We start from the raw sequence: 15,952 nt of genomic DNA on the forward strand, positions 1-15,952 counted from the left end.
ACTTCCCACAGGCGCCCCACGAAGTCCACTGCCCACCGACCGCCGCCATCATGATCGAAGGCCGAATCCGGCTGCCCGCACAACCAGAACCATCCTTGGATCACCACGGCGGCGCCGGCAACCTGGCGGACCCCAAGGCGAACCTCGATCACGGCCAACCGGACACAGCAGCTAAATCCGGATGAATACACCCATCGCCACGGACACCGCTCCTTCGCTGCCATGATCCAAGGACGAATCCGGCCGCCCGCACGACCAGAACCGCCCTTGGATCACGACGGCGGCGCCGGCAACCTGGCAGACCCCAAGGCGAACCTCCACCATGACCAACCGGACACAGCAGCTAAATCCGGATGAATACACCCATCGCCACGGACACCGCTCCTTCGCTGCCATGATCCAAGGACGAATCCGGCCGCCCGCACGACCAGAACCGTCCCTGGATCACCACGACGGCGCCGGCAACCTGGCGGACCCCAAGGCGAACCTCGATCACGGCCAACCGGACACAGCGACTGAACCGGGACACACCCACGCCATCAACGCCGCATCCTCTGTGCCGTGATCCAAGGACGGATGTGGCCGCCCGCACGACCAGAACCGTCCCTGGATCACGACGGCGGCGCCGGCAAACCTGGCAGGCCCAAGGCGGACCTCGATCACGGCCAACTGAACACAACAGCCGAAACGGGATAAACACGCCCATCCCACGAACGGCGCAGCCTCGGTGCTGTGATCGAAGGACGGACCCGGCTGCCTACACGACCAGATCTGTCCTTGGATCACTACGGCGACGGGCACCGCGCCGCTGGACCGCGGCGGAGTGCCCTGGTCGTCTCGCTCAGTCGGACCTGGCCACCACGCCCACGTGGCTGGCGTCCCGCTACGGATGATCGAAGGACGGATCTGGCTGTGCGCACGGCCGGGACTGTCCTTGGATCACGGTGGTGACGGATGCGGTGCCGATGAGGGTGGAGGGCGACCACCGGCTGCGGCGCGGACGCGCCGCTTGGTCTGCCTCGCGCCTCAGCGCGGGCAGTGCGTCGCGGAGCGGCGCATTGGGGTGCGGGTGAGAATCCCCGCCGGGACCCGCCGCGAAGCGGTGGGGCGGAAGCACAGCGGTCGGGTGAGAATCCCCGCCGGGACCCGCCGCGACAGCGGTGGGGCGGAAGCCACAGCGTGCTAAGAACGACGGATGAGTGATCTGCGCGCCGAAGCGGAGGCCTGGCTGGCCGACGACCCCGATCCTGAGGGGCGGGAGGAGCTGCGGGCGGTGCTCGACGACGAGCGCGAGCTGCGGGAGCGGTTCGCGGGGCCGTTGACGTTCGGGACGGCGGGGCTGCGGGGGCCGTTGCGGGCGGGGCCCAACGGCATGAACCTCGCCGTGGTCCGCGGGGCGGCGGCGGGACTGGTGCGCTGGCTGGCGGAAACGGGGGCTGAGGGGCCGCTCGTCGTCGGGTACGACGCCCGCCACGGCTCGAAGGCGTTCGCCGAGGAGACCGCCAGGGTGGCGACGGGCGCCGGGCGGCGGGCGCTGGTGCTGCCGGGGCCGCTGCCGACGCCGGTGCTCGCGTTCGCGGTGCGGCACCTGAAGGCGGCGGCCGGGGTCATGGTGACCGCGAGCCACAACCCGCCGCAGGACAACGGCTACAAGGTGTACCTGGGCGACGGGTCGCAGATCGTGCCGCCCGCGGACAAGGAGATCGAGCGGGCGATCCGGGGCGTCGGGCCGCTGCTGGACGTGCCGCTGGGCGACCCGGGCGAGACGCTGGGTGAGGACGTCGTCGACGCGTACGTGGACGGGGCGCTGCGGACCGTCGACCCTGAGGTGCCCAGGGACCTCGTCGTGGCGTACACGCCGATGCACGGCGTCGGGAAGGACGTCTTCGTCAGGGCGGTCGTCGAGGCCGGCCACCAGACGCCCGCGATCGTCCGGGAGCAGGCCGAGCCCGATCCCGACTTCCCGACCGTGGCGTTCCCCAACCCGGAGGAGCCGGGCGCGACCGACCTGCTGCTGGCGCTCGCCGACGACGTGGACGCGGACATCGCGATCGCGAACGACCCGGACGCGGACCGGTGCGCCGTGGCGTACAGGGACGGAAACGGCTGGCGGCTGCTGCGGGGCGACGAGGTGGGGGTGCTGCTCGCCGACCACCTGATCCGCCGGGGCGTCAAGGGCCGGTACGCGACCACGATCGTCAGCTCCAGCCTGCTGTCGCGCATGTGCGAGGCGCACGGGCTCCCCTACGGCGAGACGCTCACCGGCTTCAAGTGGATCGTCAGGGCCGGCGACGACCTGGTCTACGGGTATGAGGAGGCGCTGGGGTACTGCGTGGCGCCCACCCACGTCCGCGACAAGGACGGGATCACCGCCGCGCTGCTGGTGTGCGAGCTGGCCGCGGGGCTGAAGTCCGAGTTCAAGCACCTCGGCGACCGCCTCGACGAGCTGGCGCTGCGGCACGGCGTCCACGCGACGGACCAGCTGAGCGTCCGCGTCGACGACCTCGCCGACATCGCGGCGGCGATGGCCACGATCCGGCTGAAGCCGCCGGCGGCGCTGCTCGACGAGCCGGTCCACGCGGTCGAGGACCTGCTGCCGGACGCCGACGTGCTGATCGTGCGGGCCGGCACGACGCGGGTGGTGGTGCGGCCGTCGGGGACGGAGCCGAAGCTGAAGGCGTACCTGGAGGTGGTCGTCCCGGTGACGGGCGGCGACATCAGGGCCGCCCGCGAGACGGCCCGGGCGTCGCTGGCCGCCCTGCGGACCGAGACCGCCGCCGCGCTGGGTCTATAGCGTCACCGAGAAGACCGTCGACGAGGCCAGCTTCTGGAACTCCTGCAGGGCCGCCTGGGAGCTGTCCGGCCGCGTGTCGCCCTTGGGGGCGTTCGGCGAGTCGAAGTAGACGAGGGCCTTGATCGCGGGAAACCGTCCGAGCTGCTGGCGGACCGTCGAGTAGATCCAGGCCTTCTGCGCGGGGTCGGCGGCGTGTTCGTACACACCCCACTCGGCGATCATGAGCGGCTTGTTGCCGTGGGTGCGGGTGACCCAGGTGTAGAAGCCGGGCCACCTCGCCGGGTCGGAGGTGCGGTCGACCAGGTAGGCGAAGTCGCCGTGGCCGTAGCCGCCGGGCTTGGCGAAGAGGTACGGGTCCATGCCGACCCAGTCGACGACGTCGTCCCCCGGGTACAGGTCGCCGAACCACGGCTGCACGCACCACGGCTCGTACGCCATGTAGACCATGACGAAGACGACGTTGGTGACGCCGGCGGCGCGCAGGCGCTGGACGGTGTGCCGGAACATGGCGGCGTAGTCGCGGGCGGTCATGCCGCCGCCGGCGCGCACGTCGTTCTCCGGCTCGTGGTGCAGGGCGACGAACAGCTTGCCCGGAAACGCCTTCAGCCTGGCGGCGGCGCGGTCGATGCGGGCGTCCTGCCCGCCGGCGGCGACGTCGGCCCAGGTGGTGCCCCAGGCGACCTTCCAGTTGGCGAAGAGGATCCGTTTGCGTGACTGCTGCACCACGGCGATCTCGTCGGCGGTCGGCCAGACCTCGTCGCCGCGGTGGTAGGAGTGCAGGATGTCGGCGGGGCGGCCGGTGGTGCGCTCGAAGTTGGCGAGGGCCTTCGACGACGACAGGTCGGTGAAGGCGCCGGGCGCGACGCCCCACAGCAGGCCGCAGCCGGGCACCAGCTTGGCGCTGAGCGCGCAGCGGTTGGCTTCGGCGGCCTTCGACGCGGGCGGCTTGCTCGAAGGCGCCGGCGTGCCCGGCGAGGACGGCACCGCGCCGAGGCCGGCCTTGTCGGCGTTTTGCGGCGTCTGTACTGATGCCGCCCGCGGCTCGGGTCGCCTGGCGGCGGTGGCGGCGAGCGCGCCGGAGCCGACGAGGACCCCGACCGTGACGGCGACGGCGAGGACTGGATGGGTGCGCAGGAACGAGCGTCGGTGCTTCATCGCCGGTCACCGTAGGCCGACGCTCAGCTCCTGGGGCAATGCCTGACCAGCGGGAATCCCCCGATCCGGCGACGAGACTTAAGGCGCGCCTCAGAAACGGGGCATGCCGCCGAACTGCCGGTCGCCCGCGTCGCCGAGGCCCGGGACGATGTACATCCGCTCGTTGAGCTTCTCGTCGATCGCGGCGGTGACGAGCCGGATCGGCAGCCCCGAGTCGGCGAGCCGCTCGATGCCGGCGGGCGCGGCGAGGACGCACAGGACGGTGATGTCGGTCGCACCCCGGTCGACGAGCAGCCGCACGCAGTGCTCCAGGGAGCCGCCGGTGGCGAGCATCGGGTCGAGGACGAGCACCGGGATCCCCTTGAGGTCACCGGGCAGCGACTCCATGTAGGCGCGCGGCTCGAAGGTCTCCTCGTCGCGGGCCAGCCCGACGAACCCCATCGACGACTCGGGCAGCAGGGCGAGGGCCGAGTCGGCCATGCCGAGGCCGGCCCGCAGGACCGGCACCAGCAGCGGCGGGTTGGCCAGGCGGGTGCCCTCGGCCACCGCGACCGGGGTCTGCACCGGGAACTGCTCGGTGGCGAACGACCTGGCGGCCTCATAGACCAGCATCGTGGTGAGCTCGTGCAACGCGGCACGGAACTGGCCGTTGTCGGTCCGTTCGTCACGCATCGCGGTCAGTCGCGACTTGGCCAGGGGGTGATCCACCACGAGTACGTCCACAGGGACTGAGCTTAGACTCAGGCCATGACCCTCACCGCCGAGGTCGCGCGCTCAGAAGGCGCCCTGCGGACCTTCCTGCACGGTTTGCCCGGTGTCGACCAGGTCGGCGCGGAGCAACGCGCCGCCATGTTGGGCACCCGGTCGATCAAGACGACGGCGAAGGCGCAGGCGCTGGACCTGGCGATCCGCATGGTGGACCTGACCACCCTCGAAGGCTCCGACACCCCCGGCAAGGTCCGGGCGCTGTGCGCGAAGGCGGTCCGGCCCGACCCGGCCGACCCGACGTGCCCCAGCGCCGCCGCGATCTGCGTGTACCCGTCGATGATCGCCGTCGCCGCCGAGGCGCTGCGCGGCAGCGGGGTGCACCTGGCGAGCGTCGCGACCGCGTTCCCGTCGGGGCAGGCGCCGCTGGAGGTCAAGCTCGCCGACACCCGCGCCGCGGTCGCCGACGGCGCCGACGAGATCGACATGGTGATCAAGCGGGGCGCGTTCCTCGCCGGGCGTTACGCGGAGGTCCACGACGAGATCGTGGCGATCAAGGAAGCGTGCGGCGACGCGCACCTCAAGGTCATCCTGGAGACCGGTGAGCTGGCGACGCTCGACAACGTGCGGCGCGCCTCCTGGCTGGCGATGCTGGCCGGCGCCGACTTCATCAAGACCTCGACCGGCAAGATCCAGCCGGCCGCGACGATGCCGGTGACGCTGGTCATGCTGGAGGCCGTCCGCGACTTCCGGGCCGCGACCGGCCGGACCATCGGCGTGAAGCCCGCCGGCGGCATCCGCACCGCCAAGGACGCGATCAAGTACCTGGTCATGGTCAACGAGACCGCCGGCCCCGACTGGCTGGACCCCGACCTGTTCCGCTTCGGCGCCTCCACGCTGCTCAACGACCTGCTCATGCAGCGCACCAAGCTCGCCACCGGCCACTACTCGGGCCCCGACTACTTCACCTTGGACTAGGGCGATGGACTTTCAGTACGCACCCGCGCCGGAGTCACGCTCGGTCGTCGACATCCGGTCCTCCTACGGCCTGTTCATCAACGGCGCCTTCGTCGACGGGCGGGGCGAGTCGTTCAAGTCGATCAACCCGGCCACCGAGGAGGCCCTGGCCGACATCGCCACCGCCTCCTCGGAGGATGTCGATGCTGCGGTACGGGCCGCGCGCCACGCCTTCGACACCGTCTGGGGCCCGATGCCCGGGCGGGAGCGCGCCAAGTACCTGTTCCGCATCGCCCGGATCATCCAGGAGCGGGCCCGGGAGCTGGCCGTGCTCGAGTCGATCGACAACGGCAAGCCGATCCGGGAGTCCCGCGACGTCGACGTCCCCCTCGTCGCGGCCCACTTCTTCTACTACGCCGGCTGGGCCGACAAGCTGCCCTACGCCGGGTTCGGCCCCGACCCGCGGCCGCTGGGCGTCGCCGCTCAGGTCATCCCGTGGAACTTTCCGTTGTTGATGTTGGCGTGGAAGATCGCGCCGGCGCTCGCCGCGGGCAACACGGTCGTGCTGAAGCCGGCCGAGACGACGCCGCTGACGGCGCTGCTCTTCGCCGAGATCTGCCAGCAGGCGGACCTGCCGCCGGGCGTGGTCAACATCGTCACCGGCGCCGGCGACACCGGCCGGCTGCTCGTCGAGCACGACGGCGTCGACAAGGTGGCCTTCACCGGCTCGACCGAGGTCGGCCGGGCCATCGCCCGGGCCGTCGCCGGCACCCGCAAGCGGCTCACCCTGGAGCTCGGCGGCAAGGCCGCCAACATCGTCTTCGACGACGCGGCCGTCGACCAGGCGGTCGAGGGCGTCGTCAACGGCATCTTCTTCAACCAGGGGCACGTCTGCTGCGCCGGCTCCCGGCTGCTGCTGCAGGAGTCGATCGCCGACGGGTTCCTCGACGCGCTGAAGCGGCGGATGGCCCAGCTGCGGGTCGGCGACCCGCTGGACAAGAACACCGACGTCGGCGCGATCAACTCCTCCGCGCAGCTGGCCCGCATCCGGCAGCTGTCGCAGATCGGCGAGGACGAGGGCGCTGCCCGGTGGTCCGCGCCCTGTGAGCTGCCCGACCGCGGCTTCTGGTTCGCCCCGACGATCTTCACCGGCGTCACGCAGGCGCACCGGATCGCCCGCGAGGAGATCTTCGGTCCCGTCCTGTCGGTGCTGACGTTCCGTACCCCGGACGAGGCCGTCGAGAAGGCCAACAACACGCCATACGGGCTGTCCGCCGGGGTGTGGACCGAGAAGGGGTCGCGCATCCTGCACGTCGCGGACCGGCTCCGGGCCGGCGTGGTGTGGGCCAACACGTTCAACAAGTTCGACCCGACGTCACCCTTCGGCGGCTACAAGGAGTCCGGCTACGGCCGCGAGGGCGGCCGTCACGGGCTGGAGGCCTACCTTGAGCACTGAGTCACCGGCGCGTCTCGCCGTCCGTAAGACGTACAAGCTCTACATCGGCGGCGCGTTCCCCCGCAGCGAGTCCGGGAGGTCCTACCAGGTGCACTCCGCCTCCGGCGACTTCCTCGCCAACGCCGCGCTCGGCTCCCGCAAGGACGCCCGCGACGCGGTCAAGGCCGCCCGCGCGGCGGCCGGCAAGTGGTCCGGCGCGACCGCCTACAACCGCGGCCAGATCCTGTACCGGGTCGCCGAGATGCTCGAAGGCCGCCACGACCAGTTCGTGAGCGAGGTGAAGGCGGCCGAGGGCGGGTCACGCAAGGAGGCCGCCGCGCAGGTGGACGCCGCGATCGACCGCTGGGTCTGGTACGCGGGCTGGTCGGACAAGCTCGCACAGGTCCACGGCGGCGCCAACCCGGTCGCCGGGCCGTACTTCAACCTGTCCGCGCCGGAGCCGACCGGCGTCGTCGCCGTCGTCGCGCCCGCCACGTCGTCGCTGCTGGGCCTGGTCAGCGTGATCGCGCCGGCGATCGTGACCGGCAACACCGTCGTGGTGATCGCCTCGACCGACCGGCCGCTGCCGGCGGTCACGCTCACCGAGGTCCTCGCCACCTCGGACCTGCCCGGCGGGGTCGTCAACGTGCTCACCGGGAAGGTCGCCGAGATCGCGCCGTGGCTGGCGGCCCACATGGACGTGAACGCCGTCGATCTCACGGGTGTGACGGACGCCACCCTCGCGAAGGAATTGGAAGTCGCGGCGGCGGAAAACCTGAAACGGGTGATCCGACCTGCGGACCCGGACTGGACGGCCGATCCGGGGGTGTCCCGCATGGTGGCTCTCCTGGAGATCAAGACGGTCTGGCACCCCAAGGGGGTCTGACCGTCGCCAACCGGGCACACTAGGGTGTTTGTGCGCGAGGCCATCTCAGTGAGCAGTGTGCCCGCACGCCGAGCCGACTACGGAGGTCACAGTGGCCCGCCAGTCTTCCCGTCCGTCCTCATCACGTCCGGCGTCGTCGCGCCCAGCGGCAGCGAAGAAAAGCACGCCAGCGCCCGCCGTCACCGAGCCTGAGGTCTCGGACACGACCGAGACGGCCGACGTCATCGACGACGTCGACGCGGTCGAAGCCATTGAGGCCACCGAGGACGACGAGGTCGAGGCGCTGTCCGACGACGACTCCGACGACTCCGACGACTCCGACGCCGACTTCGACGAGGAGGAGGGCGGCAAGGAGCGCTCCGCGCAGGCCGACGCGATGTGGGAGGACGTCAACGTCCAGCCCGTCGAGATCGCGCTGCCGAAGGGCGTGGGCTACACGCTGCGGGCCTACCGGCTGTCGACCGAGCTGACGCCGACCGAGCTGGACGAGGAGGAGGACGACTTCGCGATCCTCCACCGCCGCGAGGCGGACGTCGACGAGGACGAGGTCATCATCCTCGACGAGAACGCGGAGCTGTTCGAGGAGGAGCCCGCGCCGGCCGCCTCGCTCGCCAAGAAGAAGGCCAAGGACGACTCGGACTCCGACGACGAGGACGACGTCCTCGCAAAGGACAAGTCCGACGATTCGGACGAAGATGAGGACGAGGACGACGAGACCGACGAGGCCGACGTCATCGCCGACGAGGCTTCCGAGGAAGAGGACGACGAGGACGAGGACGAGGAGGAGCCCGAGGAGGTTCCCGCGTTCCTCGGCCACCGCGGCAAGCTGCTGCTCTTCCGCAGCGTCGAGGGGCTCGTCGAGTTCGTGAAGTCCGACGCGGAGCACGACCTGCGCCAGCTCGACACCTGGGACAGCCTACAGACCCGGATCACCGCCTCGTCGGTGGTGCCGAAGGACGAGGACCGCTACGAGCTGGACCTCGTCGTGGAGAACCTCCGCGGCGGCCAGGACGCGTGGGACGGCGACCTGCTGATCGCGGCCGGCGAGGTCGCCCGTGACCTCGCGTATTCGCTCCGGCTCGAGCCCGTCCGCACCGCCCTCTCCCCGGGCTCCCCGCTCGACGACCTCGACGAAGCCCTGCGTGCGGCGGCCGGCGGCGGCGTCAGCGGCTTCTTCGCCAAGCGGCGGCTCAAGAAAATCGGGGCACAACAGGCAGCGCTCGGCTGGCGGACGATTATTGGCAAGATTTCTGCCGCCACGGACTGGCGTGATTGATTTGTGACCGACAGGATCTAAGCCGTGAGCATCTTGGCGCGGCGGGCGAGACCCGGCCTTTGACCGGACGGGTGGCGGCGGTGCGCGACGATCAGCCGAGAACGGCATTCAACCGAAACGGCTGATCGCGTCACCCGCCCGCAACCTGTTTAGTAGAGGTCGTTCAGTTTGACCTGCGGTAACACACGGCGGGGCGCCGGGACACGTCCCCGCCGACGTGGTGAAAGCTCAACTGATGTCCCGAGAGGAGGACGACGCGGTGGCGCTCGTTCGGGTGTACTGCGGTCTGGCGTCGGCTGATCTCGCCGAGCCGCAGTCAAGCTCCGAAATCTGGTTGACCGTCGCGGTCGTCGACGACGCCGGCCGGCTCATCGACATCTGCGAGGTGAGCGACGACGCCGGCGGCTACGCCGAGCTCAGCGCGCTGCTTGCGCAACGCTCCGGCGGCCAGTCCGCCGTCGCGGTCGCGGCCGAGAGCGACGATCACGTCGTCACCCAGCTGCTCACCGCCGCCGGGCGCAACCTCGCCTTCACCGACGACGACTCGGCCGACGACTACGCCGAGCGCTTCGCCGACGACGAGTCGCCGGAGGAGATCCAGTCCAACGCCGCCGAGCGCCGCGCCGTGGGCCTCGCCCGCGCGCTGCAGGCCGGCGTGCTCTCCGCCGTCGGGCAGTCCCCGCCGCGCGACATGCTGCCGCTCAAGCCGGTCCTCGCCGCGCACGCCGCGGTCGTGGCCGGCCGCCAGAGCGCCGCGGCGACGCTGCGCGAGGTGCTCCGCGAGCTGTACCCGGCCGCGCTGCGGGCCTACCCGGACCCCGCCGAGGCCATCCCGCTGGCAATCCTCGACGCGCTGCCGGAGCCCGGCATCCTCGGCGGCGGCGCCGCCGGCCGTAACCGCGACGCCCAGGTCGCCAACGATCTCGCCGCGAGCGGGGTCGCCGACGCCGACACGCTCGGCGAGGCCATCACCGCGCTGCGGGTCGCGATCGCCGAGACCCCCCGCCGCACCGGCGTCAACCGGGCGCTCACCGCCGCGGTCGCCGAGACCATCCGCCAGTCCGTCGCCGCCGTCCGCGCCTGCGACGCCGCGGCCGCCTCGCTCGTCGGTGTCCTCGCCGACAAGATGAGCCCGTCGCGCCTGCCCGGCCGCCAGCGCACCGGCTCGCCGCTGACCCCGGTCGTGCCGCTGCGCAGCACGCCGGCCGCGCCCGCCGGGCCGCTCTCCGGGCCCCCCGCCGCCGGCTCGCACGGCGCCGTCGCCGCCGGCGGGCAGGACGCCGCGCCGACCCGCACCCGGGTCGCCGCACGGGCCGCCGAGGCCGCCCGCGCCGCCGAGTCGATCGCCGCCAAGGCCGCGCCGGCCGCGTTCGGCGCCCAGCCCGCGACGACCGGCCGCACCAACGCCGCACAGGCGACCGGCGGCCGCCGCCGCGCCCAGACCGCACCCGCGCAGGCCCAGCCGCCGGCCGTCTCCGCGCCGCCGGCCGCGTCCGTGCCCTCCGCCCCGCCGTCGGCCCCCGGGTATCAGCCCGCGGCCGCGTCGTTCGGGCAGCCGGTGCCGTCGGCCCCGCCATCGGTGACCTCGACGCCGCCCGGCTTCGGGCAGCAGGTCCCCTCCGCGCCGCCCGCCGTCACGTCGACCCCGCCCGGCTTCGGGCAGCAGGTCGCGTCGGCCCCGCCGGCCTACGGGCAGCCCGTCACCTCCACGCCGCCCGGCTTCAGCGTCGCGGCGCCGCAGGGGGTCACGTCGACGCCGCCCGCGTACGGTGTGCCGTCCACTCCTCCCGCGTACGGCGTGCCCTCGACGCCGCCCGCCTACGGGGTCCCGTCGGCGCCGCCGTCGACCGGGGTCCCGTCGGCGCCGCCGTCGACCGGGGTCACGTCGACGCCGCCCGCGTACGGGGTCACCTCGACGCCTCCGGCGTACGGGGTCACGTCGACGCCGCCCGGTTACCAGCCGCCGGCCGCGCCGCCCGGCTACACGCCGACCTTCCCGGGCGCGTTCGAGAGCCCGGGCACCGGGGCGCCGACGCCGCCGTACCAGCCGGCCGCCTACCAGCCGCCGACGCCGACCTACGCGCCCGCGCCGCCGATCCCGCCGACGTACCAGCAGCAGCCGGTCCCGGCGTCGATGCAGTCGATCCCGGTCCCGCTGCAGCCGGCGCCGCCGCAGCCAGTGCCGGTCGCGCCCCTGCCCGTCGCGCCCGCCCCGGTCGCGCCGCCGCCGGTCGCCCCGGCCCCGGTGATCCCGCCGCCGGCCGCGAGCGAGCAGCCCACGTTCGCGTCGCTTATGCCGACGCCGCCGCCGGGCATCGCCCCGCTGCTGGCCGACACCGGTTTCGACTTCACCCGCCCCTCCTCCGCGCCGCCGGCGGCGGCCGCTCAGGAGAGCGACAGCGGCTCGATCCGGCTCAGCGACCTCAGCGCGCTCGGCGAGCCGCCGACGATGGACCCCGGCACGCCCGCGCCCGGCTCGCGGAGCGGCTGGCCGCTGGGCGGCCCGGTCACCAGCGACGCGTTCGACGGTGACCCGCTGAACATGACGACCTCGGCGTTCGCGACGGAGAGCACGCCGCCCGCGTCGTCCTTCTCCTCCGATCTGAGCAGCCTGCCGCGGCTGAGCGACATCCCGAAGCCGCCGGCCGAGCTGGAGGCCGAGGAGGACTTCGGCCGCCGCTCCTCGCGCGGCTCGCGCGCCGAGCGGTCTGAGCACTCCGAGCTGCTGAACCGCTCGGAGCTGAGCCGGTCCGAGCGCAACAGGGCCGACCGCAACCGCTCCGACCGGGACCCGCTCAACCGCTCCGACCTGTCGGCCTCCACGGACGTCGAGGCCGAGGCCGCGGCGGAGCAGACGCGTGGGCGGCGCGCCAGTCGTACCGACGACGAAACGACCGCCGGAAGGACGGAAGGCCGCAGGTCGGCGCGGGCCGAGGAGGCCGCCGCCGCCACGCCTCGCGCCTCCCGCACGGAGATCCCCCGCTCGGAGCGGGCGCGGACGGAGATCCCGAGGTCCGAGCGGGCCCGCACCGAGATCCCCCGCAGCGAGCGCTCCCGGGCCGAACGCCCCGTCGAGCTGCCCCGCCAGCGCGAGGGTCGCGTCCCACCCCCGTGGCAGACCGGCGACCTGCCGGCCGAGCCGGCCGGGCTGCGCCTGGTCGAGCCGGCCCCCGTGCCGGACCCGGCGCTCACCGGCTACTCCGACGAGCTCAGCGGGGAGTACAGCGGCGAGTTCCGCTTCGAGCCGCCCGCGCTGCGCCTCGTCGAGGACCGGCCCGCCGCCGAACGGGCCACGGCCCGCAGCAGCGGCACCGGTGCCGGCCGCAGCCGTCGCGCCGCGGCCGCCGAGGCATCCGCGCTGGCTTCGGGTCCGGCTCCGGCCTCGACCTCGAAGTCCGACGAGGCGGACGGTGACCTGTTGATATTCGCCGCGGCACGCTCCGCGTGGTTCACCGACTGGGACGCCGACAGCGAGTCGGAGGCCGCCGCCGAGCGCCCCGCGGTCAGCTGGGAGAACCAGAACGACTCCGCCTGGCGCGCCGCCGAGCAGGCCAGCCAGCCGAAGCTCGGCGACGAGACGTCCACCGGCCTGCCGCGGCGCGTGCCGCAGCAGAACCTGGTGCCCGGCGCCCCCGTCAACTCCCCCGAGCGCCCGCTCCGCATCGTCCGCGACGCGGCGCAGATCGCGGCGCACACCACCGGCTACTTCCGCGGGTGGCGCCGGGGCCAGGAGGTCGGCGGCTTCTCCGTCGGCGGCCGCCCGGGCCGCGAGGCGGCAGGCGGCTGGGACTTCAGCCGCGAACGCGAGGCCAGCCGCGAATACCAGGAGCGCGAGTTCGAGTACCGCTCAGCCCGCCGCTGACCCTCTACCGGCAATCAGGGCCGCCCGTCTTTCGGGCGGCCCTTTGCTTTGCCCAACGTCGTCGCTGTACGTGATGCCCCGGTGATCGAGCGTCGACTTCACCGGGCGCCGCTGGCGTCGGTCCGCGGCATGCCGGGAGAATTGGGGGGTCTCAGATGGACTGTGAGCCTTCGATTCCCGCCGAGGAGGTCTCGTGACTTGCGGGGCGCACGGGCGTCTCAGGACACGCCAGGACCGTCTCGCGGGCGGTCACAGCTCGTAGGGGTAGAGGGCAACCTGCGCGCGGGCGCCGTCGAGCTCAACGAGGATGCCCGCCAGCTCCAGCACTGATTCGCCGTCAACCGTCCTAAGGAGGGAGCCCTCGCAGGATGACGCAGTCCCATCGCCAATCCCGGCCGCCGCCGGCACTTCGGCCGGCACTTCGGCCGGCACTTCGGCCGGCACTTCGGCTGGCACTTCGGCTGGCACTTCGGCCGGCCTGAGGTCGCCGAGCCAGGTGAGCGGAGCGTCGACCGTCCACTCCACGTAATACGTCCCCGCCGGCGCGCCGGCCGGCCCCGCCCACGGCACGGCGATACCAACGACGGCGGTCCGGATCGCCGCCACCGGCAGCGAGCTCCACCCGACCCGCCGCAACTCCTCCACCGCCACCAACACACCGCCCAACACGCCCACCGCCGGCCCTGTCTGCGCCAGCCGCCCCGTTCACGACTCCACCTCGCCCCCACCGGAGGCCCCATCGAGCCCTGCCAGGGCGCTAGACACCTCGAAGCGCACCCCCGCCGTCATCGAAGGACGGACCTGACCGCCACCACGCCCCGATCCACCCTCCGATGCCCGAGGGATGGACACCGCCGCGCATGAGACGCAGCAATCGGGGCCGCAGGAAGAACCGCAGCCATCGGCCGAGCCGGCACGCCCCGTCCAGACCGCGATGCGGACCGATGTCATGGCGCCGCCCGCGCACAGGCCGCCGAAAGGCACCACACAAACTCGCCCACCAGACCGCCGAGCTGCCCACCCGCCGAGCCGCCGAGCGACCTTCCCGCCACGCCCAGGCCACCACACGACCCGCTCACCAGACCGCCCACCAAACCGTCAAGCTGCCCACATCGCCGGGCCGCCGCGCCGCCGCGCGTCCCGACCGCCAGCACCCAGGCGACCGCATGCCCACCGACAGACCGCCGCCTGACCCGCCCGCACGACCCAGGCCACGCACAACTCGCCCACCAGACCGCCGACCTGTCCACCCGCCGAGCGGCCCGCTCACCAGACCGCTCGCCAGACCGCCGGGCACCCACCCGTCAGAGAACCCAGGCCAACGCATTCCCACCGACAGACCGCCACGCAACCCGCCCACCACGTCCAGGCCACCGCGCAACCCATCCACCACGCCGAGCTATCCGCCCGCCAGGGCACCGAACCGCCGGACGATCCCCACCCGCCGCGTCCAGGCCACCGCGCAACCCGTCCACCACGCCGAGCTATCCGCCCGCCAGGGCACCGAACCGCCGGACGTTCCCCACCCGCCGCGTCCAGGCCACTGCACGACCTTCGCACCAGACCGCCATGCGAGCTGCCCGCACGACCGCAGGCCAACGCGCGCCCCTCTCAGAGCGCCCAGCCATCGCACGCCCTGCCCGCCAGACCGCCGCGCGGTCCGTCCGCACTGGCCCGGGGCACCGCGTGGCTTCCCCGCGCAGGGTGGCCGACGGATCGTCCGCTGGGGCGTCGAGCTGGTGGGTGGGTGGAAATGGCGCGCGCACCGTGGCCGCCCTGCTGAGGAGGCGGCGACGGTGCGCGCGGTGAGGTGCTGGAGAGGGGGGTGGTGCGTTACGCGGGGGCGGTGGCCCGGGTGCGGCGCATCGAGAGGACGTACTCGACGAGCGAGATGAGGACGTTCTTCGTCGACTCGCGGGAGCGGGCGTCGCACGAGACGACCGGGACATCGCTGGAGATGGCCAGGGCCTCGCGGACGTCGTCGGCGTTGTGGTACTGCACGCCGTCGAAGCAGTTGATCGCGACGAGGTACGGCAGGCGCCGGTGCTCGAAGAAGTCGATCGCGGCGAAACAGTCGGCGAGGCGCCGGGTGTCCACCATGACGACAGCGCCGATGGCGCCCCGGACCAGTTCGTCCCACATGAACCAGAAGCGGGTCTGGCCCGGGGTGCCGAACAGGTACAGGATCAGGTCACGGTCGATCGAGATACGACCGAAGTCCATCGCGACCGTGGTCGTCGTCTTGCCGGGGACATTGCGGGTGTCATCCACACCGACGCCGGCGGACGTCATGATGGCCTCGGTGGTCAGCGGCGTGATCTCCGAGACCGAGCCGACCAGTGTGGTCTTGCCCACGCCGAACCCTCCGGCGATGACGATCTTCGCTGACGTGACCCGCCCTGGGCGGACTGCCACGTCAGAGCCTCCGAAGTCCACTCAGCACCCTCTCAAGCAGTTCTGTGCCCACCGACTCGTTTTCGTCGAGCGAGGTCGGCTCGTACACCGCGACGAGTCCGTCGGCAGCCATGTCCGCCACAATGACCCGCGCGACACCCAGCGGAAGCTGCATGCGCGCCGCGATCTCAGCGAGAGACTGCAGGCGACCGTCGCAAAGCGTTGAAATGTATTGCTGTTCTTGTCCGTGAGCGCCGCCCGGCCGAGAGTTGGCCGCGCGACCCCGCACGGTGGTCTCGACCAGCGCCTCGATCGCGATGTCCAGCTTGGGCCGGGTGCGACCTCGGGTGACGGCGTACGGCCTGACCAACGCGCCGGTTGGTTCATCGCGCTCGGCCATGGTCGCCGTTCACCTCCTCACTCGTCGGGCCTCGTCAACAGCGTCAACAGTTATTGCGTCATGCGCTAAAGCGGAAAGCACCTAGTTC

At 72.5% G+C, this 15,952-nt stretch carries 11 protein-coding genes; 6 read left to right on the top strand and 5 right to left on the bottom strand.

What is annotated here, in order from left to right; translation table 11 throughout:
* The first annotated feature begins 1,195 nt into the window (after positions 1–1,195).
* Entirely contained in the window at positions 1,196–2,794 is a 1,599-nt protein-coding gene (locus tag ABD332_RS21670; protein ID WP_344503826.1) for a phospho-sugar mutase, read from the top strand.
* Here ABD332_RS21670 and ABD332_RS21675 read toward each other — a convergent pair.
* Together ABD332_RS21675 and upp are read right to left on the bottom strand one after the other, a co-directional pair.
* On the bottom strand, positions 2,789–3,949 hold the full coding sequence (locus ABD332_RS21675) for a glycoside hydrolase family 26 protein (protein WP_344503828.1): 1,161 nt from the start codon (positions 3,947–3,949) through the stop codon (positions 2,789–2,791). The genes ABD332_RS21670 and ABD332_RS21675 overlap by 6 nt on opposite strands.
* A gap of 90 nt (positions 3,950–4,039) precedes the next feature.
* Positions 4,040–4,672, bottom strand: coding sequence for a uracil phosphoribosyltransferase (upp, locus tag ABD332_RS21680; RefSeq protein WP_344503829.1), 633 nt, complete (start codon positions 4,670–4,672; stop codon positions 4,040–4,042).
* A 24-nt stretch (positions 4,673–4,696) separates the two neighbouring features.
* Between upp and deoC the strand changes: the two genes are divergently transcribed.
* The 5 genes from deoC to ABD332_RS21705 all read left to right on the top strand — a co-directional run bounded on the left by deoC (position 4,697) and on the right by ABD332_RS21705 (position 13,070).
* Entirely contained in the window at positions 4,697–5,632 is a 936-nt protein-coding gene (gene deoC / locus ABD332_RS21685) for a deoxyribose-phosphate aldolase (RefSeq protein ID WP_344503830.1), read from the top strand.
* A gap of 4 nt (positions 5,633–5,636) precedes the next feature.
* Complete coding sequence (locus tag ABD332_RS21690; RefSeq protein ID WP_344503831.1) at positions 5,637–7,067, top strand: aldehyde dehydrogenase family protein; 1,431 nt, start codon at positions 5,637–5,639, stop codon at positions 7,065–7,067.
* Positions 7,057–7,932 carry an aldehyde dehydrogenase family protein gene (locus ABD332_RS21695; protein ID WP_344503832.1) on the top strand — a complete coding sequence of 292 codons (876 nt, stop codon included), beginning with the start codon at positions 7,057–7,059 and terminating at the stop codon, positions 7,930–7,932. Before ABD332_RS21690 ends, ABD332_RS21695 begins: the two co-directional genes overlap by 11 nt.
* Positions 7,933–8,023: 91 nt before the next feature.
* The gene (locus ABD332_RS21700) at positions 8,024–9,208 is read left to right on the top strand and encodes a DNA primase (protein ID WP_344503833.1); all 1,185 of its coding nucleotides are present in this window, start codon (positions 8,024–8,026) and stop codon (positions 9,206–9,208) included.
* A 235-nt stretch (positions 9,209–9,443) separates the two neighbouring features.
* Positions 9,444–13,070: a hypothetical protein gene (locus ABD332_RS21705; RefSeq protein ID WP_344503834.1), complete on the top strand. Its 3,627-nt coding sequence runs from the start codon at positions 9,444–9,446 to the stop codon at positions 13,068–13,070.
* 249 nt (positions 13,071–13,319) lie between these two features.
* Here the strand turns inward: ABD332_RS21705 and ABD332_RS21710 are convergent, their stop codons facing one another.
* From ABD332_RS21710 to ABD332_RS21720, 3 genes are all read right to left on the bottom strand, one after another.
* Positions 13,320–13,721, bottom strand: coding sequence for a hypothetical protein (locus ABD332_RS21710; RefSeq protein WP_344503835.1), 402 nt, complete (start codon positions 13,719–13,721; stop codon positions 13,320–13,322).
* A gap of 1,182 nt (positions 13,722–14,903) precedes the next feature.
* Positions 14,904–15,506, bottom strand: coding sequence for a GTP-binding protein (locus ABD332_RS21715; protein WP_203848113.1), 603 nt, complete (start codon positions 15,504–15,506; stop codon positions 14,904–14,906).
* A complete protein-coding gene (locus tag ABD332_RS21720; protein ID WP_033358337.1) occupies positions 15,487–15,864 on the bottom strand; it encodes a DUF742 domain-containing protein in 378 nt (125 codons plus the stop codon). Before ABD332_RS21720 ends, ABD332_RS21715 begins: the two co-directional genes overlap by 20 nt.
* Between the last annotated feature and the right edge of the window lie 88 nt (positions 15,865–15,952).

This window comes from Dactylosporangium maewongense (assembly GCF_039531485.1).
Classification (GTDB): domain Bacteria; phylum Actinomycetota; class Actinomycetes; order Mycobacteriales; family Micromonosporaceae; genus Dactylosporangium; species Dactylosporangium maewongense.